The organism is Pantoea sp. Fr+CA_20 (genome assembly GCF_024520835.1).
In the GTDB taxonomy this organism is placed as follows: Bacteria; Pseudomonadota; Gammaproteobacteria; order Enterobacterales; family Enterobacteriaceae; genus Pantoea; species Pantoea allii.
The window spans coordinates 61,840-82,005 of sequence record NZ_JALNPN010000015.1 but is presented as its reverse complement, the minus strand read 5'-3'; the positions used below and the strand labels follow the sequence as shown (position 1 = coordinate 82,005).

Sequence of the window (20,166 nt, the reverse complement as noted above, 5' to 3'; positions counted from 1 at the left end):
ATAATGGCTACCAGGTTGTAAACTTAACAATACAGTTTGTCGATTAGAGCCTTTGCAGCCTGACACACTGGTAATCTGCCAGTGCAGTAGAGAAGATGCTTATTCGCCTGACGATTCAACGCTGAAGGAGTAACCATGGCCGAGTGGATCAATGCTCAAGTAAAGGAAGTGAAAAACTGGACCGACGCGCTGTTTAGCCTACGGATTAAGGCACCCATTGCTCCGTTTAGCGCTGGCCAGTATGCAAAGCTGGCGCTGGAGATCGAGGGCGAACGCGTGCAACGTGCCTACTCTTACGTCAATGCACCGAATGACGACCTGCTTGAGTTCTACTTAGTCACCGTGCCTGACGGTAAGCTAAGCCCCCATCTTCAGGCGCTGCGTCCCGGCGAGCAGGTCATGATTACCAAAGATGCTGCGGGCTTTTTTATCCTGGATGAAGTGCCGGACTGTCAGACCTTATGGATGCTGGCAACCGGTACGGCCGTCGGTCCTTATCTGTCGATTTTGCAGCAGGGCGAAGGTCTGGATCGCTTCGATAACATCGTGTTAGTGCATGCCGCGCGTTACGCAGCCGACCTCAGCTTTTTGCCCCTCATGCAGCAACTTCAGCAAATCTACAACGGCAAGCTGCAGGTAATTACGGTCGTCAGCCGTGAAGAAAGTATGGGCTCATTGACCGGTCGTGTGCCGGCATTAATCGAAAGTGGCGAGCTGGAGCGGGCGGCCGGTTTACCTATAGAGGCAGAAACCAGCCACGTGATGGTCTGCGGCAACCCGCAGATGGTACGTGACACGCAGCAGTTGTTGAAAGAGACACGTGGCATGCGCAAGCACCTCAAGCGCAAGCCCGGTCATATCACCAGTGAGAACTACTGGTAACTCGCACGTTTCAGACGTAAAGGCACCGGCGTGGCACCAAAGCGGTTGTCGCCAGCGGTGCCACGAAACACGCCCAGGTCCAGAATGAATCCTGCCAGAATGATAAAAGGCAGCACGCGCCCGATCACCCACTGCAGGATATCGCCGGTCATGCTCCAGTTGCCCGCCATCAGCAGCCAGGCGGCAATCAGTAACAGCGCCCAATAACCCCGGCGATCGCGATCGTGCAGGCGCTTAACCAGGATGGCGCTGGCGGGCCACAATAAACACACGATGCCAAACGCGGCCATTTGTGTATCCACCAGATCGTTACCGGCCAGAAAAAACAGCACGCTGGTTAACAATAACCAGATCGCCTGCCAGAGCCAGAAATCCCGGCGCCCGATGCGGCCCCGAAAAGAGAAAAACCATTGCTGTAATATCATGCACGTTCCTCCAGACAAAATTTTACGCTGCACGCTTTTGACCTTGAAGGTAAAAACCGTTCTAATTTGATATCGAGTTTATTGGTCAGGGCCGACAACATGAAGAATTTGCCAGGCGTACTGTTGCTGAGTCTTGCGCTAACGGTTCCGGTTTTTGCTGCCGATCCGTCACCCCTCGACAAGGCAGAACATATGCCTACCGCGCCCTACCTGTTAACGGGTGCGCCCACGCTGGATATGACTATCGGCCAGTTTCGTGAAAAATATAATCTGGCGAATCCACAACTGCCGCTGCTGGAGTACCGCGCCATTGATTCCCGCGATGAAAAAACCGATCTGACGCGGGCAGCCACCAAGATTAACGAAACGCTTTACTCTTCCACGGCGCTTGAGCCTGGCACGGGTAAAATTAAAACGCTGCAGATCACCTGGCTCCCGGTACCTGGCCCTGATCAGAGTGCGTCCCAGGCCAAAGCCATGGATTATATGACCGCTCTGTTACGTTTTTTTGTGCCGGGACTCACGCCAGAAGAGGGACGTAAAAAGCTGGAAACGCTGCTTAAATCGGGCAAAGGCTCACGATACTACGAGCACGTTGAAGGTGCACTGCGTTTTGTGGTTTCCGACAACGGGGATAAAGGATTAACCTTTGCCATTGAGCCGGTAAAACTTGCGCTCGCCGCGCCCTGATGGTCGGGGCAAAAATGACGAAAAGCAAAGCCACGACGTTATTTGATCTCTATACTGTCTGGCAGACAACGTTGCCCCGGGGCAGCGCCATTTCATGTATCGCGTTATGCGGAGGATAGAATGCGACATCCACTGGTTATGGGTAACTGGAAGTTGAATGGCAGCAAGCATATGACAGCCGAACTGATCGACGGTCTGCGTAAAGAACTGTCGGGCGTTGAGGGTTGTGGCGTTGCTATCGCCCCGCCCGCGCTCTATCTTGATCAGGCGAAACATGCCATCTCCGGTAGCCACATCGCACTGGGTGCTCAAAACGTTGATGTGAACCTCTCTGGCGCATTCACCGGCGAAGTGTCCGCTGAAATGCTGAAAGATATCGGCGCGAAATACATCATCATTGGTCACTCAGAACGTCGCACTTATCATAAAGAAAGTGACGAGTTCATTGCGAAAAAATATGCCGTGTTGAAAGCGACGGGCCTGGTGCCGGTTCTTTGCATCGGTGAAACCGAAGCAGAAAACGAAGCGGGCAAAACGGAAGAAGTCTGTGCACGTCAGCTTGATGCTGTGCTGACCACTCAAGGCGCTGAAGCGTTTAAAGACGCGGTCATCGCTTACGAACCGGTATGGGCGATCGGTACCGGGAAGTCAGCCACACCTGCTCAGGCGCAGGCGGTTCACAAATTTATTCGTGACCATATTGCCAAAAAAGATGCTGCCATCGCTGAGCAAGTGATTATTCAGTACGGTGGTTCAGTTAACGATAAAAATGCTGCCGAGCTGTTTACTCAGCCGGACATCGACGGTGCACTGGTTGGTGGCGCGTCACTGAAAGCCGATGCGTTTGCCGTAATCGTTAAAGCCGCTGCGGCGGCTAAACAACGCTAACCGGCGATTGAGCACAGCATAAGCGGCCTCATCAGGCCGCTTTTTTTATGGGTTGTAGCAGGGCGCAGTCGTGATCCTGCACCTCCTCTGCCGATCCCTTATTCAGCAAAAGCCAGTTGCGCTCTACCGCCATCAGCACCAGACGACCATCTGATAAGCCGGTCAGTGCCATGCCGAATTTCCCCATTGCATTCTTAGCATCCGGGACTTCAGACGCTAACCGGATAAAGACACTCTGTTGATCCAGTTCCGCCTGACTGAGCACCCGCACAATATAGTGATGGTTCAGAAAGGTAACATCCTTCCACTGCGCATTGAGAGTCGGTGCCAGTGCATCCAGTTGCTGACGGACATCGGGCCGTAAGCAGGAAATATGAATATGCAGCTGGTTTTGGGTACGCCCGTATTCGGAATTGATCGCCAGCGACAGCACAGTGTCTTTAATGGGCGAACCGAATTTCTGCGCCACTACGCCTCTGTCCTGCCAGGCAAAGCTGAAAAAATTGGGTGTGGCTGTGCTGAGCAACCGCGGGCTTTCGATGCCGGTTATCTTATCAACGGGAATTAACAGGTATTGCAAGGGGCCGTTACGGTCTTTGAGCAGTGTATAACGCTGCTGCAGATCGACTCGCTGGCAAGGCGCGGGTTGCCCGTTATTCTGCTGATTGGGTACGCACTTTTCGCTGACGATCTGCCAAAGCGCATCGGCATTGCCTTTAACATGAAGGGAAGCTATCCCCATTCCTGTCACGACAAGCACCAGCAGAAACGCAATGATGATGAAGGCCCGACGATTTGCCTGCATAGTTACCCTCTCCATACTGAATCAGTCAGCATCCTCGCCTGACAGTGCCGGAATGTCACGCATAAAAAAACCAGCGTTTCCGCTGGCTTAGATTGTGTCAGTCAATCGTTACGGCTTCATGACCTGGTCATAGGTGCCGCCGTCCGCGAAGTGGGTTTTTTGTGCTTTAGCCCAACCCCCGAATTTGTCGTCCACGGTAAACAGTTTTACAGGGGCAAAGGTGCTGGCGAACTTCTTCGCAACCTCAGCATTGCGCGGACGATAGTAGTTTTCGGCGGCAATCGTCTGTCCCTCGGTCGAGTAGAGGTACTTCAGATAGGCCTCAGCCACGGGACGAGTTCCCTTCTCATCAACCACCTTATCCACCACGGAAACCGTTGGCTCTGCCAGAATAGACTCGCTTGGGGTGACGATCTCAAATTTGTCTTTGCCCAGCTTATTCACGGCCAGGTACGCCTCATTTTCCCAGGCGATGAGAACATCACCGATGCCGCGCTCAACAAAGGTGTTGGTCGCGCCGCGCGCACCGGAGTCCTGGACTTCGACATTTTTAAACAGGGCTTTCACATAGCTCAGTGCTTTTGCCTGATCGCCGTTGTTGTGATCCAGCGCCCAGCCCCAGGCTGCCAGGTAATTCCAGCGAGCACCACCTGAAGTTTTGGGATTAGGCGTGATGACGGAAACACCGGGTTTAATCAGATCGTTCCAGTCATGAATCCCTTTGGGGTTGCCTTTACGAACCAGGAACACAATCGTGGATGTATAAGGTGCCGAATTATCCGGCAGACGCTTAATCCAGTTCTTATCAATACGACCGCGTTCAGCAATGGCATCGATATCAGACTGCAGCGCCAGCGTCACAACGTCAGCGCGAATGCCGTTTATGACGGATGTCGCCTGTTTGCCTGAACCACCATGCGACTGGCGGACCACCACGTCATCGCCCGTTTCCTGTTTGTAGTGCGCACTGAAGGCCTTGTTGTATTGCTCATACAGTTCACGGGTGGGATCGTAAGAAACGTTTAACAGCTGGATATCCTTCGCCAGAACACTGCCTGATGCCAGTAACAAGCTAATACCAATGGCCCATTTATTCATTACGCACTCTCCCAGTTCATTATGGGACAAGCGTGACATAAACTTTTTCAGAGCTAAAAGAATTAAAAATAAGCGGTTATAACTTTGGGGAATATAGGAAAGGCGTAAGGGCATACCGTTAAGCATGCCCGTTAAGGCTGAGAAAATCAGTAAAGCTGTTTCGCCGTATCCATCCAGTCACGCTTGAACGGACGCTTCATGTTCTCAATCGCATCGATGATATCGTGATGAACCATCTTGTCGTTCTGGATACCTACGCAACGGCCACCGTAGCCCTGCATGAGCAGTTCGATGGAATAGGCACCCATACGGGACGCCAGAATGCGGTCATAGGCACAAGGCGCGCCGCCACGTTGAATGTGGCCCAGAACCGTGGCGCGCGTTTCGCGTTTGGTTTCAGTCTCAATAAAGCGCGCCAGATCGTCGATGTCACAAATGTGCTCAGTGATGGCAACAATCGCATGCTTTTTGCCTTTCGCAATACCGGCTTTAATTTCTGCCACCAGCTCTTCGCGGGTGTATGGAATTTCTGGCAACACAATAAATTCGCACCCGCCGGCAATGGCGGCAGCCAGGGTCAAATCACCACAATAACGGCCCATCACTTCGACGATGGAGATACGCTGGTGTGATGAAGAGGTATCGCGCAGGCGGTCAATGGCTTCAACCACCGTCTCCAGTGCCGTAAAGTAGCCAATGGTGTAATCAGTACCGGCAACATCATTATCGATAGTGCCTGGCAGGCCAATACAGGGGAACCCCATCTCGGTCAGTCGCTTCGCCCCCATATAGGAGCCATCTCCGCCAATAACGACGAGCGCATCAATACCGCGTTTTTTCAGGTTTTCAATGGCCACCTGGCGAACATCATCATTACGAAACTCAGGAAAGCGCGCTGAACCCAGAAAAGTGCCGCCGCGATTAATCATATCGGACACGCTGTAACGGTCGAGATTGATCATGCGATCTTCGTACAAACCCTGATAGCCGTCATAGATACCAAAAACTTCCAGCCCTTCACTTAATGCGGACCGAACTACGCCGCGAATGGCTGCGTTCATGCCTGGGGCGTCACCGCCGCTGGTCAGTACACCAATTTTTTTGATCATGACAACCTCTGGATTGTTCAAAGCTAAGGGTTAATCCGGCCTGTTCAACGCTGATAAACACGATTGTGATGAGCGCGACATATGATGGCAGATAGTATATCAAAGGCCTGCGGCTGAATTGATTCAGGTCAGACAACTTTTCACTAATTTTTTGCAGTAATGTTAACGATATGCCGTTTCCATTTTGTTAACTTAATTCATGTAAGTTAAAAGTTAAAAGAATCCTGCTTTTCAAACGGTACCACAGAACAGGGATCCTGATGAATAATGACATCCGAACCGGGAAAAGCTTTTCGCAGCGCTTTCTCTACCTGATCGGCGATACGATGTGCCTGGACGAGCGGTAGTTGATCTTCGAGCTCAACGTGAAGCTGGATGAACTTTGTCGGGCCAGACTGACGCGTTCGCACATCGTGTATCCCCTGCACGCCCGGCCAGTTGGATGAAATCGAAATGATTTGTTGCCGCTCTTCGTCGGGTAAGGCTCTGTCGAGTAACGACTGTACCGCCTCATAACCCATACGCAATGCACTAAAAAGAATATAGACACCAATGCCGAGCGCAAACAGCGCATCGGCACGCGTGAAACCGTAGCTGCTTAATATCAGCGCCACCAGAATAGCGCCGTTCATAAACACATCGGACTGATAGTGCAGCATATCTGCCCGAATGGCCTGGCTGCGGGTTTTTCGCACGACCCAGCGTTGAAAGGTGACCAGAAATAACGTCGAAACCAGAGCCACCAGGGTCACAATGATCCCGATGCCGGGCGAGCGCAGTTCATTGGGGGACGCGAGATGCTGAATACCGGTGAGAAAGAGGAAGAGTGCTGAACCCGAAATAAACATGCTTTGTGCCAGTGCCGCCAGTGATTCGGCTTTACCATGACCAAACGTATGGTCCGCATCGGCAGGCTGTAAGGAATAACGCACCACCAGCAGGTTAGTAAGAGAAGCGGCGATATCAACCAATGAATCCACCAGCGCTGCCAGCAAACTCACCGATCCGGTGTACCACCAGGCAAAAATCTTCACGATCAACAGGATGGAAGCAAGCAGCGTCGCCGCAACTGCCGCAGATTGTATTAACTTTCCGTACGAAGCCTGCATGCCATCACTCCATGGACATCATTACTGAGAACGTAAAGCAGAATGAGAGAAGGGATAAGTTTAACACCATAGGCAGCGTCGCGCCTGACTGTTCAACTGCCATGGAGAGTCATGAGGAAGGTGTATTTCGGAAGGGAATTAGCCTGGTACTTCGCCCCATCCTGATGTAAGACGGGGCGAATTGCCTGTCTGAACAGGCGCCAAATCAACGTGCAGATTTGGTTCAGTGCTTAGCAGCCGTTACTTTTTGCCGCCTTTCTTGCCCGCTTCGGAGGCTTTTTCGGGGTTATTTTTGAAATTACCGCCGCCGCCATTGCCGCTGCTCTTACCGCCTTTCTTACCGGCTTCAGACGCTTTTTGCGGGTTGTCTGCGAAATTACCTGAACCACCACGATGCTCTGCCATAATTTACTCCGTTAATAGATTAATTCGGACTACATGATGTGGTTGCTGCTCTCCGTTAATTTCGTAAGTACATCGGCGTCCATGCTGAGACAATTTAAGTGTAGGTGGGGGCAATTAACGTGCAAGCGGAACGGGATATTTCCAGCTAATTGAAATATAAATGAAATTAAATCGAATTCGAAAATAACACATAAATATCAGCAAGTTGAAAACTTTAAAGAAAAATGAAATATGCGCACTGAGGGAAAGCAGCAAAAAGCGGAATGAATAAAAAACAGGAAGAAAACCAAAGGCATTTCATATTTACCCGGTTCGGGGCAGGAATTGTAAGTTTATCGTAAATGATAAATAACAGATAAAAAAACCCCCTCATCATGAGGGGGAAGACAGGGATGTGTCTATGGCAAGGAAAACAGGGATACTATTTACTACTGGTTACTACTGGTACGACTCACGGGTTGCAGCGATGATGCTGGCTGCAGATTCGAGAGCTTGCGTAATGTGTTTAAACGCTGCTCGTAATTCTTCTGTAACGCGGCTTGCTGCTCAGGCGTTAACAGGCGATACATCTGATTGCGGACCCGCGCCATCTCAACCTGCTGTTCGACCTGAACTCTGGCAATGGCTTCGGCTTTATTGCGGATGGCCGCTTCGTTAAATTTATCTGCAGTCACCAGATCGTGCATGGCTGCGATATCATCAATGTTCGTTGCAGGACGCTCATGTCGGGCTTGCTGCATAAGGTCACGCATCTGCTGTCTTTGATGTTCCGTCAACTCAATGCCGTCGAACATGTGACTTTGCGAATTTTGCGTCATACTGCCTGTCGTAAATCCGCCGTGATGCACCTCATCAAGCGCCATCGACTCTGCTGCTCTTGCGCTGGCGTTACAGAGAACCATCGCTGAGGCAATAACGACGGCGGTTAATTTGCGCATCGTTTACTCCAGTTCGTTCTGTTTTGCGATTCAACGATAGCCAGTGTACGGCGACAGCTGCAAACATCCGTCAGGGGGTGTAAAAGTACGTAAAGCGATGGATTGGTATCATAGGAACACGCTATTTTGCCTGCGGAGGGCTACAAAAATGAATAAAATCCTGTTGGTAGATGATGACCGCGAATTAACTTCGCTTTTGAAAGAGCTGTTAGAAATGGAAGGGTTTGAAGTTGTGGTCGCCAGTGATGGTGAGCAAGCGTTGAACCTGCTCGATAACTCAATTGATTTGCTTTTACTGGACGTCATGATGCCGAAGAAAAACGGCATCGACACCCTGAAAGAATTACGCCAGCAATACCAGACGCCCGTCATTATGCTCACCGCACGTGGAAGCGAGCTGGATCGCGTGCTGGGCCTTGAACTGGGTGCTGATGACTATCTGCCAAAACCCTTCAACGATCGTGAGCTGGTCGCGCGTATCCGCGCTATCCTGCGCCGCTCGAACTGGAGTGAACAACAGCAGCAACACGACAACAGTTCACCGACGCTCGAAGTTGACTGTCTGCGCCTGAATCCGGGTCGTCAGGAAGCCAGTTTCGACAGTGAAACGCTGGATCTCACCGGCACGGAATTCACCCTGCTTTATCTTTTGGCACAGCATTTGGGCCAGGTTGTCTCTCGCGAGCACCTTAGCCAGGAAGTTCTGGGTAAGCGCCTTACGCCTTTTGACCGCGCCATTGATATGCACATCTCCAACCTGCGTCGTAAGCTTCCCGAACGCCGTGACGGCCACCCGTGGTTTAAAACCTTACGTGGCCGCGGCTACCTGATGGTTTCTGCATCATGATAGGAAGTTTGACTACCCGCATCTTTGCTATCTTCTGGCTGACGCTGGCGCTGGTATTGATGCTGGTGCTCATGGTACCCAAGCTCGACTCACGTCAGATGACGGCGCTACTGGAAAGCGAGCAGCGTCAGGGGACGATGATAGAGCAGCACGTTGAAGCAGAGCTATCGCGCGATCCCCCGAATGATTTGATGTGGTGGCGGCGCTTATTTCGGGCTATTGAGAAATGGGCACCGCCCGGTCAGCGCTTGCTGTTAGTCACCAGCGAAGGCCGGGTCATTGGCGCGCAGCATAATGAAATGCAGGTTATCCGTAACTTTATCGGTCAATCAGATAATGCCGACCATCCGCAGAAGAAAAAGTATGGTCGGGTCGAGATGGTCGGCCCCTTCGCTGTACGCGATGGGGAAGATAATTATCAGCTCTATCTGATCCGTCCCGCCAGCAGCTCTCAACTGGACTTTATTAACCTGCTGTTTGACCGGCCTCTACTGTTGCTTATCGTTACCATGCTGATTAGCTCACCGCTTCTGCTCTGGCTGGCATGGAGCCTGGCGCGTCCAGCGCGAAAACTCAAATACGCGGCGGATGAAGTCGCCAGCGGCAACCTGCGCCAGCATCCAGAACTGGAATCTGGCCCGCAGGAGTTTCTGGCCGCGGGCTCCAGCTTCAACCAGATGGTCAGTGCGCTGGAACGTATGATGAACGGTCAGCAACGCTTACTGTCCGATATCAGCCACGAATTGCGTACGCCACTGACGCGATTACAGCTGGCTACGGCTCTGCTGCGTCGCCGTCATGGCGAAGGCAAAGAGCTGGAGCGCATTGAGATGGAAGCTCAGCGACTGGATGGCATGATTAATGACCTGCTTGTGCTGTCGAGAACGCAGCACAAGAATGCGCTGGTGAGCGAAGCCATGAAGGCGAATCAACTCTGGAACGACGTGCTGGAAGATGCCAGGTTTGAAGCGGAGCAAATGGGTAAAACCCTGGAGATTCCTTATCCTCCTGGCCCCTGGCCGCTTTACGGTAATCCGCATGCGCTCGAAAGCGCCCTGGAGAACATTGTGCGTAATGCTTTACGCTACTCACATACGCATATCAGCGTCAGTTTTTCAGTCGATATTTCGGGCATTACGGTGCACGTTGATGACGATGGTCCTGGCGTGAGCCCGGAAGATCGCGAGCAGATATTCCGCCCTTTCTACCGAACGGATGAAGCCCGGGACAGGGAATCCGGCGGCACAGGTCTGGGGCTGGCGATTGTGGAAACGGCCATACAGCAACATCGTGGATGGGTCAAAGCGGATGACAGCCCACTCGGTGGCTTGCGTCTTACTATCTGGCTCCCACTCTACTCCTCTGCAAGGCAATAATTTGCTATGCTTCGGCCCTCGTTATCGGGGGCCTTATGCTTAACATCGTATTATTTGAACCAGAAATCCCACCTAACACAGGCAATATTATTCGCCTGTGTGCGAATACCGGTTTCCAGCTCCACCTGATTGAGCCGCTTGGCTTTGCCTGGGACGATAAACGTCTTCGCCGTGCGGGGCTGGATTACCACGAATTTACCGCCATCAAATTTCATGCTGATTATCCGGCTTTTCTCGCAACAGAGCAGCCTGAGCGCCTGTTTGCGCTAACCACGAAAGGCACACCGGCACACAGTGCGGTCAGCTATCAGCGAGGTGATTATTTGCTGTTTGGCCCGGAAAGCCGTGGGTTACCTGCAGAGGTGTTGCAGGCATTGCCTGCAGAGCAAAAAATACGCATTCCCATGATGGCGGAAAGCCGCAGCATGAACCTGTCTAATGCGGTATCGGTTGTGGTGTACGAAGCGTGGCGCCAACTCGACTATGCTGGCGCACTGATCAAATCCTAAATGCCATCACCAAACTGGAAGCCGGCACCATTGCCGTTAAAGTGTTGATCCATATCCATTGACGGCTTTTCACTGCCGGGCTTACCGACGATGCGGGCAGGGACACCGGCAGCAGTCGTATGCGGTGGAATAGATTGCAATACGACAGAACCGGCCCCAATTTTGGCACCGCGCCCTACCTCGATATTGCCCAGGATTTTTGCACCTGCACCAATCATCACGCCTTCACGAATTTTCGGATGGCGGTCTCCGCTGGTTTTACCGGTGCCGCCAAGCGTGACTGACTGCAAAATTGAGACATCGTTTTCCACAACGGCTGTCTCACCGATCACAATGCCGGTCGCATGATCCAGCATGATCCCGTGACCGATTTTTGCAGCCGGATGAATATCCACCGCAAACGAGACAGACACTTCGTTCTGCAGATAAACCGCTAAGGCGCGTCGACCTTCATTCCACAGCCAGTGTCCAATGCGATGTGCCTGAAGAGCATGAAATCCTTTCAGATAAAGCAGTGGCGTGGAATATTTATCAACCGCGGGATCGCGCAGACGTACCGCCTGAATATCACAGGCCGCAGAGGCAATCATTGAGGGATCTTCACGGTATGCTTCTTCGACCACTTCACGAATCGCGATAGCAGGCATAATTGGATTAGCCAGTTTATTCGCCAGCATATAGCTCAGGGCACTGCCAAGATTCTCGTGCTTGAGCAATGTCGCGTGGTAAAAGCTGGCCAGCATCGGCTCGCAGTCTGCCAGCGCTCGTGCTTCTGCCTTGATATTATTCCAGACCAGTTCTAACTCATCAGACGACATGCTGTTTTCTCCCGATAAAAAAAGCGCCTTAACCGGCGCTACAGGTGATGATGCCTGGCTTCCTGCTTTAGTTTGTACTGTTTTCGTCCTTCCTTGAACGCCCCAGCAGGCTTAATGCTGCATCTCGTGCCGGTTTTCCGCAATAGAGCACCTGATAAATCTGTTCGGTAATCGGCATTTCGACCCCGACGCGTGCGGCCAGTGCTTTGACTTCTTTGGTGTTTCTGTAACCTTCTACAACTTGTCCGATAATGCGCTGCGCACCATCAACATCTTCGCCCTGTCCGAGCATCATGCCAAAACGGCGGTTGCGCGACTGATTATCGGTACAGGTTAGCACCAGGTCACCCAGACCGGCCATGCCCATAAACGTCGTCGGATCGGCACCCAGCGCCGCGCCAAGACGACTCATCTCAGCCAGTCCGCGGGTGATTAAGGCTGTTCGGGCGTTTGCGCCAAAACCGATGCCATCTGACATCCCGGCACCAATCGCAATCACGTTTTTCACTGCGCCGCCCAGCTGAACCCCAATAAAATCGGGATTACTGTATACGCGAAAGCTTTTGCCGCAGTGCAGTCGCGCCTGCAAATCATCCGCAAATTGTGAATCGGTGGCCGCCAGAGCAATCGCCGTCGGTAAACCCGCAGCCAACTCTTTCGCAAACGTTGGGCCGGAGATCACCGCCAGTGGAATCGCCTCACCCAGGATTTCCCGTGCAACATCCTGCAGCAGACGACCGGTTTCTTTTTCCAGCCCTTTCGTCGCCCAGACAATGCGTGAGTCATCGCGCAAACCGGGTTTGATCTGCGTCAGCACATCGCCAAAAACGTGGCTGGGCACGACAACCAGCAGATCGCGGCTGGCAGCGATGACACTCGCCAGATCGGGTTCAACAGTCAGATTATCGGGAAAAGGAACATCAGGCAGGAAAGCAAGATTGCAGCGGTCGGACTGCAGTTGTGCCATATGAGCGGGATTGTGGCCCCACAACAACACCGGATGGCCATTGCGGGCCAGCGTAATCGCCAAAGCGGTGCCGTATGAACCGGCACCGATGACGCTAATCGAAGCGTGAGTACTCATCAGGCATCCTGATGTTGCGCAGCACCTTCTTCGCCTTGCTGCTGCTGCAGATAGTTCATGAACAGCGCATCAAAGTTCACTGGCGCAAGGTTGAGTTGCGGGAACGTTCCACGGGAAACAAGGCTGGTGATACATTCACGGGCATACGGGAACAGGATATTCGGACAGTAAGCGCCCAGGCAATGCGCCATCTGAGTACCGTCAATGCCGCCGATGGTGAAAATACCGGCCTGCTGAACTTCACACAGGAAAGCGGTCTCTTCGCCAACGGTCGCGGTTACGGTCACACGCAGCACCACTTCATACACTTCATCAGCCAGCTGCGAAGAAGCAGTATCCAGATCCAGCTTAACGTCTGGTTCCCACTCTTTCTGAAACACTTGTGGCGCGTTCGGCGCTTCAAAAGAAATATCTTTCGTGTAAACGCGCTGAATCTGGAATTGCATTTCGTTAGTGTTATGTTCTGACATGTGACTAAGTCCTGTAAGTTAAAATGTCTGGCGTAAAACTACGCCTGAAGTAACGGATCTAAACCTTCACGATCGTTCAGCGCCATCAGATCGTCGCAGCCACCAATATGCTGACCGTCGATAAAAATCTGCGGGACGGTAGTCCGGCCACTGCGCTTAATCATCTCTTCGCGTTTTGCCATGTCCCCATCGATGGGAATCTCCTGGAACGCCACGCCTTTTTGACTCAGTAGCGCTTTTGCCCGGTGGCAATAAGGACAGGTTGCTTTAATGTAAATCTCAACGTTTGCCATAGGGACCTCAGGATGATTATTTACCGCGAACCAGCGGCAGATTTTCGCCGCTCCAACCGCTGATACCGTCTTTCAGAACGGACACCTGGTTGAATCCGGCCGCACTCAGATTTGCAGCAGGTTCGGCTGCGCTTTGTCCGGTTGCACATACCACAATTATGGGCTGTGGTTTGTGCTTTTCCAACTCACCCAGGCTGCCTTTCTTGATATCTGCGGCAGCCACATTAATCGCGCCCGAAATATGACCCTTGCGGTAATCGTCACGCGAACGCACGTCTACTACCACCGCGTCCTCTTTGTTAATAAGTCGGGTTGCTTCACCTCGACTGATCGTTTTTACTTTAGAGAACATTCCTTTAACGGTGGTCACAATCACCAATATAAGTAATACGACCCATGCCAGACTCAGGACGGGGTGATTGCTTGCAAACTGCATAATTTCTTGCATGAGGGGTAACGACTCCAGACCGGGCTAATAAGCTAAAACAAGGCTTCTGAGTATACCTGCGCCACTTCGCATGTACAGACGCTAAGCGGACAGAGTGAAGATTTGTGCGTCATTTTCCAAAAAAATGAGCGGAATGGCAAAAATGACGTGACGCTGGTGCCTTGTCCTGATGAAAATGGATCACTCTGGGAAAGCAAAAGCCGGTCGGCAATGCTGGTAAGCAACTGTTCATCGTGGAATAATCATCGACCTATGAAGGGAAAGATAACCGTTCTACCAACATGGACTCGTTACAACGGTCGCATCCTGCCGTTGTTCACCCGCTTGTCCGCCCTGTCTTTTAGCCTGCTTTATGCGGGCCTGTTGCTTTTCCCTGCGCCCGGCGTAGCCGCAGATGACAATAAAGCGCAACTGAAATCTATTCAGCAAGAAATTGCAGAAAAAGAAAAAAGCGTAAAAGCGCAAAAAGTTCAGCGTAGTCAGTTGCTCAATCAGTTGCAGAGTCAGGAAAAAATCATTGCTCAGGCAAGTCGACAGTTGCGGGAAACCCGTAACAGCCTGTCGGCCCTGAATGGTGAAATCACGCAGGTCACCGCCTCGGTTTCCCGCCTTGAGAAACAGCAGGCTCAACAGGAAAAGCTGCTTGCAGAACAGTTGGACGCGGCTTTCCGCCAGGGCCAGCATAAAGGCCTGCAACTCCTGTTAGGGGGCGAAGAGAGCCAGCGCAGCGAACGTATTCTGGCTTACTTTGGTTATCTGAATACCGCACGCCAGGAAAATATCACCGCCCTGCAAACCACCCGTCAGGAATTAGCCCAACAGCGCGCGTCACTGGAACAAAAGCAGCAGCAACAGAAATCGTTGTTAACACAGCAGCAAGAACAACAAGACAAACTCCAGCAAGCCAGCGCAGCCCGTAAAAAAACCCTGACCTCTCTGGAAAGTGCCCTGCAGAAAGATCAGGCTGACCTGGTTGAGATGCGTCAGAACGAAAGCCGTCTGCAAGATAAAATTGCCCGTGCCGAACGTGAAGCCCGTGAGCGCGCAGCCCGTGAAGCACGCGAGGCAGAAAAAGTGCGTCAGCGTCAGGTGCAGGCTAAAGCCAAAGGCTCCAGCTATCAGCCAACACAAAGCGAGCGCGAACTGATGGCGCGAACAGGTGGACTGGGCCGTCCCAACGGTCAGGATATCTGGCCAGTACGGGGCCGCGTCGAGCATCGCTTTGGCGAGGAGCTCCAGGGTGAATTACGCTGGAAAGGCCTGGTCATTGCCGCCCCAGAGGGCACAGAAGTCAAAGCCATTGCCGATGGTCGTGTGTTGATGGCCGACTGGTTGCAAGGTTATGGCCTGGTCGTGGTCATCGAGCATGGTAAAGGGGATATGAGCCTGTATGGTTATAACCAAAGTGCGCTGGTCAGCGTGGGTGCCCAAGTGAAAGCAGGCCAGCCTGTTGCGCTGGTCGGCACCAGCGGTGGTCGCGGAACGCCTTCGCTCTACTTTGAAATCCGACGTCAGGGCAAGGCGGTCAACCCCATTCCGTGGTTAGGGAAATAAGTGCTACATCATCGTCATAAGATCACCGCGTTGTTGTGCGGCTTGCTGCTCAGTTGCGCGGCCCAGGCTGCTAAGCTCGCCATCGTTATTGATGATTTCGGCTACCGGCCAACGGAAGAGAATAAAGTACTGCAAATGCCGCGGGCGATTTCTATTGCCGTGCTTCCCGATGCGCCTTATGCCCGCCAGATGGCGACCAAAGCGCATAACGGCGGGCGTGAAGTGCTGATTCACCTGCCTATGGCACCGTTAAGTAAGCAACCGCTGGAAAAAAACACCTTAACGCCCGAAATGAGCAGCGCGGAAATTGAGCGCATCATTCGGAGTGCGGTGAATAATGTCCCCTATGCGGTGGGGCTGAATAACCATATGGGCAGCAAAATGACTTCCAGCCTGCCCGGTATGCAAAAAGTCATGCAGGTGCTTAATCAGTACAACCTGTATTTCCTCGACAGCATGACGATTGGTAACAGCCAGTCACTGCAGGCCGCGCAGGGAACGCACGTCAGAGTACTCAAGCGCCGCGTATTCCTGGATGACAGTCAGGACATCAATTCTATTCGTCAGCAATTTAGCCGGGCAGTCAAGCTAGCCCAGCGGGATGGCTACGCTATTGCGATCGGTCATCCGCATCCTAATACCGTGCGTGTGCTGCAACAAATGTTGCCCTCCTTGCCGGCGGATATCACCCTGGTGACACCGGGTCAGTTACTGAATGAGCCGATGCGCAACGGCAACACCTCGCCGACTAACACTCCGCCACGCAGCAAGCCATCGCAGGGTTTCCAGCCGCCGGGTGAATGTAAAGTGAAGCAGCCGCTGGCGCCCGTACCGGCTACGCGCGCGCTGGGCGTGATTGGAGAAAGCATCACAGAAAGTCCGCTTTATCACCGGCTCGATGAACTCTTCTGAAATATGCTGCACCCGGCATTAAACCGGGTGCAGCATATTTACACTACGCAAACTTACGTCATCTCACCCTGTGTTTGATGAGCACTCGCGGGCTCAATTATGCCCAGTTCAAAATCACCTTTCCCGACTGCCCCGAGCGCATTTCGTCGAACCCCTGCTGGAAATCATCGATAGCATAACGATGGGTAATGATTGGTGTAAGATCTAACCCTGACTGAATCAGTGCAGCCATTTTATACCAGGTTTCAAACATCTCTCGTCCGTATATCCCTTTGATAAACAGCCCTTTGAATATCACCTGGTTCCAGTCAATGGCCATTTCTCCGGGAGGAATGCCCAGCAAGGCGAGCCGACCGCCGTGATTCATCACCTCAAGCAGGGTTCGAAAAGCAGGTGGTGCGCCTGACATTTCTAATCCCACGTCGAAGCCTTCTTTCATATCCAGTGACTGCATGACCTCACGCAGATCTTGTTTTGCGACATTGACTGCACGGGTTACACCCATTTTGCGGGCCAGCTCAAGGCGATAATCATTAATGTCCGTAATCACGACATTACGCGCACCGACATGCCGGCACACGGCCGCGGCCATAATACCGATAGGGCCGGCACCGGAAATAAGCACGTCTTCTCCGACCAGGTCGAAAGATAAAGCGGTATGTACCGCGTTGCCGAAAGGATCAAAAATCGCCGCCAGTTCGTCGGAGATATTGTCAGGGATTTTGAACGCATTAAAGGCGGGAATAACCAGATATTCAGCAAAACACCCTTGCCGGTTAACGCCCACGCCTTGAGTATTGCGACACAGATGGGTACGACCGGCACGGCAGTTGCGACAGTGCCCGCACGTTATGTGGCCTTCGCCAGAAACCCGATCGCCAATGTTAAATCCCTTGACCTCCTGACCAATAGCGACGACCTCGCCCACATATTCATGGCCGACAATCATAGGCACCGGAATCGTTTTACGTGACCAGTCGTCCCAGTTATAGATATGTACGTCAGTCCCGCAGATGGCGGTTTTGCGAATTTTTATCAATAAATCGTTATGACCCGGCTCGGGAACCGGCGCATCAGTCACCATCCAGATGCCCTGCTCTTTTTTCAACTTAGCCAGTGCTTTCATGGTCAATCCTCAGGCGATGACGCCAAGTTGTTTACCAATACGCGTGAAAGCCGCCACCGCCGTTTCCAGTTGCTGCTGGCTGTGTGCTGCTGAAATTTGGGTTCGGATTCGCGCCTGACCTTTTGGCACAACCGGATAGAAAAACCCGGTAACATAGATACCTTCATGTTGTAACAGCTGAGCAAATTCCTGCGCGACGCTGGCTTCTCCCAGCATGACGGGAATGATGGCGTGATCGGCACCAGCCAGCGTAAAACCTGCCGATGTCATTTTTTCACGGAAGAAGCGTGCGTTGTCCCACAGGCGCTGACGCAGACCGTCGCCTTCGCTTAATAAATCCAGTACGCGAATAGAGGCCGCCACAATCGCCGGTGCCAGGGAGTTAGAGAACAGGTAAGGTCGTGAGCGCTGGCGTAACCATTCCACTACCTCTGCTTTTGCCGCGGTGTATCCGCCCGATGCACCGCCCAGCGCCTTGCCCAGAGTGCCGGTGATAATGTCTACCCTGCCCATGACCTCGCAATACTCATGGGTTCCACGACCGGCGTTACCCACAAAACCCACCGCATGGGAATCATCCACCATGACCAGCGCTGAATATTCGTCTGCCAGATCGCAAATGGCTTTCAGATTGGCGATCACGCCGTCCATTGAAAACACACCATCCGTCGCAATCATCACTGTCTGCGCACCGTTATCCCTGGCTTCCTGAAGGCGGGCGCGCAGTTGGGTCATGTCATTGTTGGCATAACGATAGCGCTGTGCTTTGCACAGGCGGACACCATCGATAATCGACGCATGATTAAGCGCATCTGAGATGATGGCATCTTCCGCGCCCAGTAAGGTTTCAAACAGCCCACCGTTGGCATCAAAACAGGAGGAATAAAGAATGGCGTCCTCCATGCCAAGAAAGTCAGCCAGTTTTTTTTCCAGTTGTTTGTGCATATCCTGCGTACCGCAGATAAAGCGCACCGACGCCATGCCAAAGCCGTGTGAATCCATGCCCTCTTTAGCGGCCTGGATTAAGGCTGGATGGTTAGCCAGGCCAAGATAGTTATTGGCGCAAAAGTTAATGACAGGATGGTTATGTCCGACCTCAATCTCCGCCTGTTGCGCGGAGGTAATGATGCGTTCTTTTTTAAATAAACCTTCACGCTGGGCGGCGTCGAGTTGCTGTCGGATATGTTGGTAAAAATGCACTGGCATTATTCTGCTCCTGATAAGGTAGGAATTAGGCAAATATTACTGAACATATCGCCTTTCTACGCTTAATCGACCAACAGAATGTTAATTTTGCAGCATAGTTCACGTCGTTAAGAGGTATGAGTAACGCCTTACAGAGTCATCTGGCTGTCTGTGACGGGATGAAATGTTATGATGTAAGCAATACGTGTGAAACGTCCCGTTTCACCCCAAAACTTCAAAGGTAACAGTATGATTATCGTCACCGGTGGCGCAGGAATGATCGGCAGCAATATCGTTAAAACGCTGAACGATCGCGGTCACAACGACATTCTGGTCGTGGATAACCTGAAAGATGGCACCAAGTTCGTGAATCTTGCCGATCTGGACATCGCTGATTACATGGATAAAGAAGAATTTTTGACCTACATCATGTCCGGTGAAGACCTCGGTCCGATTGAAGCGGTTTTCCATGAAGGTGCCTGCTCAGCCACCACTGAGTGGGATGGCAAGTACATGATGGACAACAACTATCAGTACTCTAAAGATCTGCTGCACTTCTGTCTGGAGCGTGAAATTCCGTTCCTTTACGCGTCGTCGGCCGCCACCTACGGCGGACGTAACGAGAATTTTATTGAAGAGCGTCAGTATGAGCAGCCGCTAAACGTTTACGGCTACTCCAAAATGCTGTTCGACCACTATGTTCGTCAGATCCTGCCTGAAGCCACCTCGCCGGTATGCGGTTTTCGCTACTTCAACGTTTACGGCCCGCGTGAAGGTCACAAAGGCAGCATGGCAAGCGTGGCATTTCATCTGAACACGCAGATCAGTAATGATGAAAATCCAAAACTGTTTGAAGGCAGCGACAGCTTTAAACGTGATTTCATCCATGTTGATGATGTGGTGTCCGTGAATTTGTGGTGCTGGGAGAATGGGATTTCCGGCATTTATAACTGCGGAACAGGCCGTGCCGAATCCTTCCAGGAAGTGGCCGATGCCGTGCTTAACTTTCACCAGAAAGGCCAGATTGAATACATTCCATTCCCTGACAAATTGAAAGGCCGCTACCAGGCTTACACACAGGCCGACCTGTCAAAATTACGCGCAGCGGGTTATGACAAACCGTTTAAAACCGTGGCACAGGGTGTGTCTGAATATATGGTTTGGTTAAACCGTAACGTCTAAAGGAACGGATACC

General features: G+C 52.1%; 23 protein-coding genes. 9 read left to right on the top strand and 14 right to left on the bottom strand.

From position 1 onward, the window contains the following. The first annotated feature begins 135 nt into the window (after positions 1–135). Entirely contained in the window at positions 136–882 is a 747-nt protein-coding gene (fpr, locus tag NR177_RS17000) for a ferredoxin--NADP(+) reductase (RefSeq protein WP_241568463.1), read from the top strand. Here fpr and NR177_RS16995 read toward each other — a convergent pair. Continuing rightward, the gene (locus tag NR177_RS16995; protein WP_063877686.1) at positions 873–1,307 is read right to left on the bottom strand and encodes a DUF805 domain-containing protein; all 435 of its coding nucleotides are present in this window, start codon (positions 1,305–1,307) and stop codon (positions 873–875) included. The two genes, fpr and NR177_RS16995, sit on opposite strands and share 10 nt — an antisense overlap. 99 nt (positions 1,308–1,406) lie before the next feature. On the opposite strand from NR177_RS16995, the gene NR177_RS16990 reads away from it, so the two are divergent. Both NR177_RS16990 and tpiA read left to right on the top strand, forming a co-directional pair. Continuing rightward, the gene (locus NR177_RS16990; RefSeq protein ID WP_256853287.1) at positions 1,407–1,997 is read left to right on the top strand and encodes a DUF1454 family protein; all 591 of its coding nucleotides are present in this window, start codon (positions 1,407–1,409) and stop codon (positions 1,995–1,997) included. 120 nt (positions 1,998–2,117) lie between these two features. Further along, on the top strand, positions 2,118–2,885 hold the full coding sequence (tpiA, locus tag NR177_RS16985) for a triose-phosphate isomerase (RefSeq protein WP_063877688.1): 768 nt from the start codon (positions 2,118–2,120) through the stop codon (positions 2,883–2,885). 31 nt (positions 2,886–2,916) lie between these two features. On the opposite strand, the gene NR177_RS16980 is transcribed toward tpiA, so the two are convergent. The 6 genes from NR177_RS16980 to cpxP form a co-directional block, all read right to left on the bottom strand. Further along, positions 2,917–3,690, bottom strand: coding sequence for a CDP-diacylglycerol diphosphatase (locus tag NR177_RS16980; protein ID WP_256853286.1), 774 nt, complete (start codon positions 3,688–3,690; stop codon positions 2,917–2,919). Positions 3,691–3,798: 108 nt separating this feature from the next. Further along, the gene (locus tag NR177_RS16975; RefSeq protein ID WP_063881059.1) at positions 3,799–4,788 is read right to left on the bottom strand and encodes a sulfate ABC transporter substrate-binding protein; all 990 of its coding nucleotides are present in this window, start codon (positions 4,786–4,788) and stop codon (positions 3,799–3,801) included. A 146-nt stretch (positions 4,789–4,934) separates the two neighbouring features. Continuing rightward, entirely contained in the window at positions 4,935–5,897 is a 963-nt protein-coding gene (gene pfkA / locus NR177_RS16970) for a 6-phosphofructokinase (RefSeq protein WP_006121288.1), read from the bottom strand. Positions 5,898–6,103: 206 nt separating this feature from the next. Further along, complete coding sequence (gene fieF / locus NR177_RS16965) at positions 6,104–7,006, bottom strand: CDF family cation-efflux transporter FieF (RefSeq protein ID WP_063877690.1); 903 nt, start codon at positions 7,004–7,006, stop codon at positions 6,104–6,106. 240 nt (positions 7,007–7,246) lie between these two features. Next, positions 7,247–7,411: a KGG domain-containing protein gene (locus NR177_RS16960; RefSeq protein ID WP_028723167.1), complete on the bottom strand. Its 165-nt coding sequence runs from the start codon at positions 7,409–7,411 to the stop codon at positions 7,247–7,249. Between the two features lie 428 nt (positions 7,412–7,839). Then, positions 7,840–8,349, bottom strand: coding sequence for a cell-envelope stress modulator CpxP (cpxP, locus tag NR177_RS16955; protein ID WP_256853285.1), 510 nt, complete (start codon positions 8,347–8,349; stop codon positions 7,840–7,842). A 148-nt stretch (positions 8,350–8,497) separates the two neighbouring features. On the opposite strand from cpxP, the gene cpxR reads away from it, so the two are divergent. The 3 genes from cpxR to trmL are packed head-to-tail and all read left to right on the top strand — an operon-like array spanning position 8,498 to position 11,081. Beyond that, a complete protein-coding gene (gene cpxR, locus NR177_RS16950; protein ID WP_063877692.1) occupies positions 8,498–9,196 on the top strand; it encodes an envelope stress response regulator transcription factor CpxR in 699 nt (232 codons plus the stop codon). Further along, a complete protein-coding gene (gene cpxA, locus NR177_RS16945; RefSeq protein WP_063877693.1) occupies positions 9,193–10,572 on the top strand; it encodes an envelope stress sensor histidine kinase CpxA in 1,380 nt (459 codons plus the stop codon). Before cpxR ends, cpxA begins: the two co-directional genes overlap by 4 nt. Before the next feature lie 35 nt (positions 10,573–10,607). Further along, positions 10,608–11,081: a tRNA (uridine(34)/cytosine(34)/5-carboxymethylaminomethyluridine(34)-2'-O)-methyltransferase TrmL gene (trmL, locus tag NR177_RS16940; protein ID WP_096011103.1), complete on the top strand. Its 474-nt coding sequence runs from the start codon at positions 10,608–10,610 to the stop codon at positions 11,079–11,081. On the opposite strand, the gene cysE is transcribed toward trmL, so the two are convergent. The 5 genes from cysE to NR177_RS16915 all read right to left on the bottom strand — a co-directional run bounded on the left by cysE (position 11,078) and on the right by NR177_RS16915 (position 14,194). Then, positions 11,078–11,899, bottom strand: a complete 822-nt coding sequence (cysE, locus tag NR177_RS16935; protein ID WP_063877695.1) for a serine O-acetyltransferase — start codon at positions 11,897–11,899, stop codon at positions 11,078–11,080. The genes trmL and cysE overlap by 4 nt on opposite strands. Before the next feature lie 67 nt (positions 11,900–11,966). Next, complete coding sequence (gene gpsA, locus NR177_RS16930; protein WP_181377168.1) at positions 11,967–12,983, bottom strand: NAD(P)H-dependent glycerol-3-phosphate dehydrogenase; 1,017 nt, start codon at positions 12,981–12,983, stop codon at positions 11,967–11,969. Further along, complete coding sequence (secB, locus tag NR177_RS16925) at positions 12,983–13,453, bottom strand: protein-export chaperone SecB (RefSeq protein WP_063877697.1); 471 nt, start codon at positions 13,451–13,453, stop codon at positions 12,983–12,985. The genes gpsA and secB overlap by 1 nt, the downstream gene beginning before the upstream one ends. Positions 13,454–13,491: 38 nt before the next feature. Next, positions 13,492–13,746, bottom strand: a complete 255-nt coding sequence (gene grxC, locus NR177_RS16920; protein ID WP_063877698.1) for a glutaredoxin 3 — start codon at positions 13,744–13,746, stop codon at positions 13,492–13,494. Between the two features lie 16 nt (positions 13,747–13,762). Next, on the bottom strand, positions 13,763–14,194 hold the full coding sequence (locus tag NR177_RS16915) for a rhodanese-like domain-containing protein (RefSeq protein ID WP_256853284.1): 432 nt from the start codon (positions 14,192–14,194) through the stop codon (positions 13,763–13,765). Positions 14,195–14,446: 252 nt separating this feature from the next. Between NR177_RS16915 and envC the strand changes: the two genes are divergently transcribed. After that, on the top strand, positions 14,447–15,748 hold the full coding sequence (gene envC / locus NR177_RS16910; RefSeq protein WP_096011137.1) for a murein hydrolase activator EnvC: 1,302 nt from the start codon (positions 14,447–14,449) through the stop codon (positions 15,746–15,748). After that, positions 15,749–16,660, top strand: coding sequence for a divergent polysaccharide deacetylase family protein (locus NR177_RS16905; RefSeq protein WP_096011106.1), 912 nt, complete (start codon positions 15,749–15,751; stop codon positions 16,658–16,660). A 97-nt stretch (positions 16,661–16,757) separates the two neighbouring features. Here the strand turns inward: NR177_RS16905 and tdh are convergent, their stop codons facing one another. Both tdh and NR177_RS16895 read right to left on the bottom strand, forming a co-directional pair. Beyond that, positions 16,758–17,786, bottom strand: a complete 1,029-nt coding sequence (gene tdh, locus NR177_RS16900) for an L-threonine 3-dehydrogenase (RefSeq protein ID WP_063877701.1) — start codon at positions 17,784–17,786, stop codon at positions 16,758–16,760. A gap of 9 nt (positions 17,787–17,795) precedes the next feature. Next, positions 17,796–18,992 (bottom strand): glycine C-acetyltransferase, encoded by a 1,197-nt coding sequence (locus NR177_RS16895; RefSeq protein ID WP_063877702.1) that lies wholly within the window; start codon positions 18,990–18,992, stop codon positions 17,796–17,798. Positions 18,993–19,220: 228 nt separating this feature from the next. On the opposite strand from NR177_RS16895, the gene rfaD reads away from it, so the two are divergent. After that, positions 19,221–20,153 carry an ADP-glyceromanno-heptose 6-epimerase gene (gene rfaD / locus NR177_RS16890; RefSeq protein ID WP_063877703.1) on the top strand — a complete coding sequence of 311 codons (933 nt, stop codon included), beginning with the start codon at positions 19,221–19,223 and terminating at the stop codon, positions 20,151–20,153. The last annotated feature ends 13 nt before the right edge of the window (positions 20,154–20,166 follow it).

Bases quoted from the DNA above. Each gene is read 5' to 3' on its own strand.
- fpr (WP_241568463.1), top strand. From the start codon at position 136: ATGGCCGAGTGGATCAATGCTCAAGTAAAGGAAGTGAAAAACTGGACC.
- NR177_RS16995 (WP_063877686.1), bottom strand. From the start codon at position 1,307: ATGATATTACAGCAATGGTTTTTCTCTTTTCGGGGCCGCATCGGGCGC.
- NR177_RS16990 (WP_256853287.1), top strand. From the start codon at position 1,407: ATGAAGAATTTGCCAGGCGTACTGTTGCTGAGTCTTGCGCTAACGGTT.
- tpiA (WP_063877688.1), top strand. From the start codon at position 2,118: ATGCGACATCCACTGGTTATGGGTAACTGGAAGTTGAATGGCAGCAAG.
- NR177_RS16980 (WP_256853286.1), bottom strand. From the start codon at position 3,690: ATGCAGGCAAATCGTCGGGCCTTCATCATCATTGCGTTTCTGCTGGTG.
- NR177_RS16975 (WP_063881059.1), bottom strand. From the start codon at position 4,788: ATGAATAAATGGGCCATTGGTATTAGCTTGTTACTGGCATCAGGCAGT.
- pfkA (WP_006121288.1), bottom strand. From the start codon at position 5,897: ATGATCAAAAAAATTGGTGTACTGACCAGCGGCGGTGACGCCCCAGGC.
- fieF (WP_063877690.1), bottom strand. From the start codon at position 7,006: ATGCAGGCTTCGTACGGAAAGTTAATACAATCTGCGGCAGTTGCGGCG.
- NR177_RS16960 (WP_028723167.1), bottom strand. From the start codon at position 7,411: ATGGCAGAGCATCGTGGTGGTTCAGGTAATTTCGCAGACAACCCGCAA.
- cpxP (WP_256853285.1), bottom strand. From the start codon at position 8,349: ATGCGCAAATTAACCGCCGTCGTTATTGCCTCAGCGATGGTTCTCTGT.
- cpxR (WP_063877692.1), top strand. From the start codon at position 8,498: ATGAATAAAATCCTGTTGGTAGATGATGACCGCGAATTAACTTCGCTT.
- cpxA (WP_063877693.1), top strand. From the start codon at position 9,193: ATGATAGGAAGTTTGACTACCCGCATCTTTGCTATCTTCTGGCTGACG.
- trmL (WP_096011103.1), top strand. From the start codon at position 10,608: ATGCTTAACATCGTATTATTTGAACCAGAAATCCCACCTAACACAGGC.
- cysE (WP_063877695.1), bottom strand. From the start codon at position 11,899: ATGTCGTCTGATGAGTTAGAACTGGTCTGGAATAATATCAAGGCAGAA.
- gpsA (WP_181377168.1), bottom strand. From the start codon at position 12,983: ATGAGTACTCACGCTTCGATTAGCGTCATCGGTGCCGGTTCATACGGC.
- secB (WP_063877697.1), bottom strand. From the start codon at position 13,453: ATGTCAGAACATAACACTAACGAAATGCAATTCCAGATTCAGCGCGTT.
- grxC (WP_063877698.1), bottom strand. From the start codon at position 13,746: ATGGCAAACGTTGAGATTTACATTAAAGCAACCTGTCCTTATTGCCAC.
- NR177_RS16915 (WP_256853284.1), bottom strand. From the start codon at position 14,194: ATGCAAGAAATTATGCAGTTTGCAAGCAATCACCCCGTCCTGAGTCTG.
- envC (WP_096011137.1), top strand. From the start codon at position 14,447: ATGAAGGGAAAGATAACCGTTCTACCAACATGGACTCGTTACAACGGT.
- tdh (WP_063877701.1), bottom strand. From the start codon at position 17,786: ATGAAAGCACTGGCTAAGTTGAAAAAAGAGCAGGGCATCTGGATGGTG.
- NR177_RS16895 (WP_063877702.1), bottom strand. From the start codon at position 18,992: ATGCCAGTGCATTTTTACCAACATATCCGACAGCAACTCGACGCCGCC.
- rfaD (WP_063877703.1), top strand. From the start codon at position 19,221: ATGATTATCGTCACCGGTGGCGCAGGAATGATCGGCAGCAATATCGTT.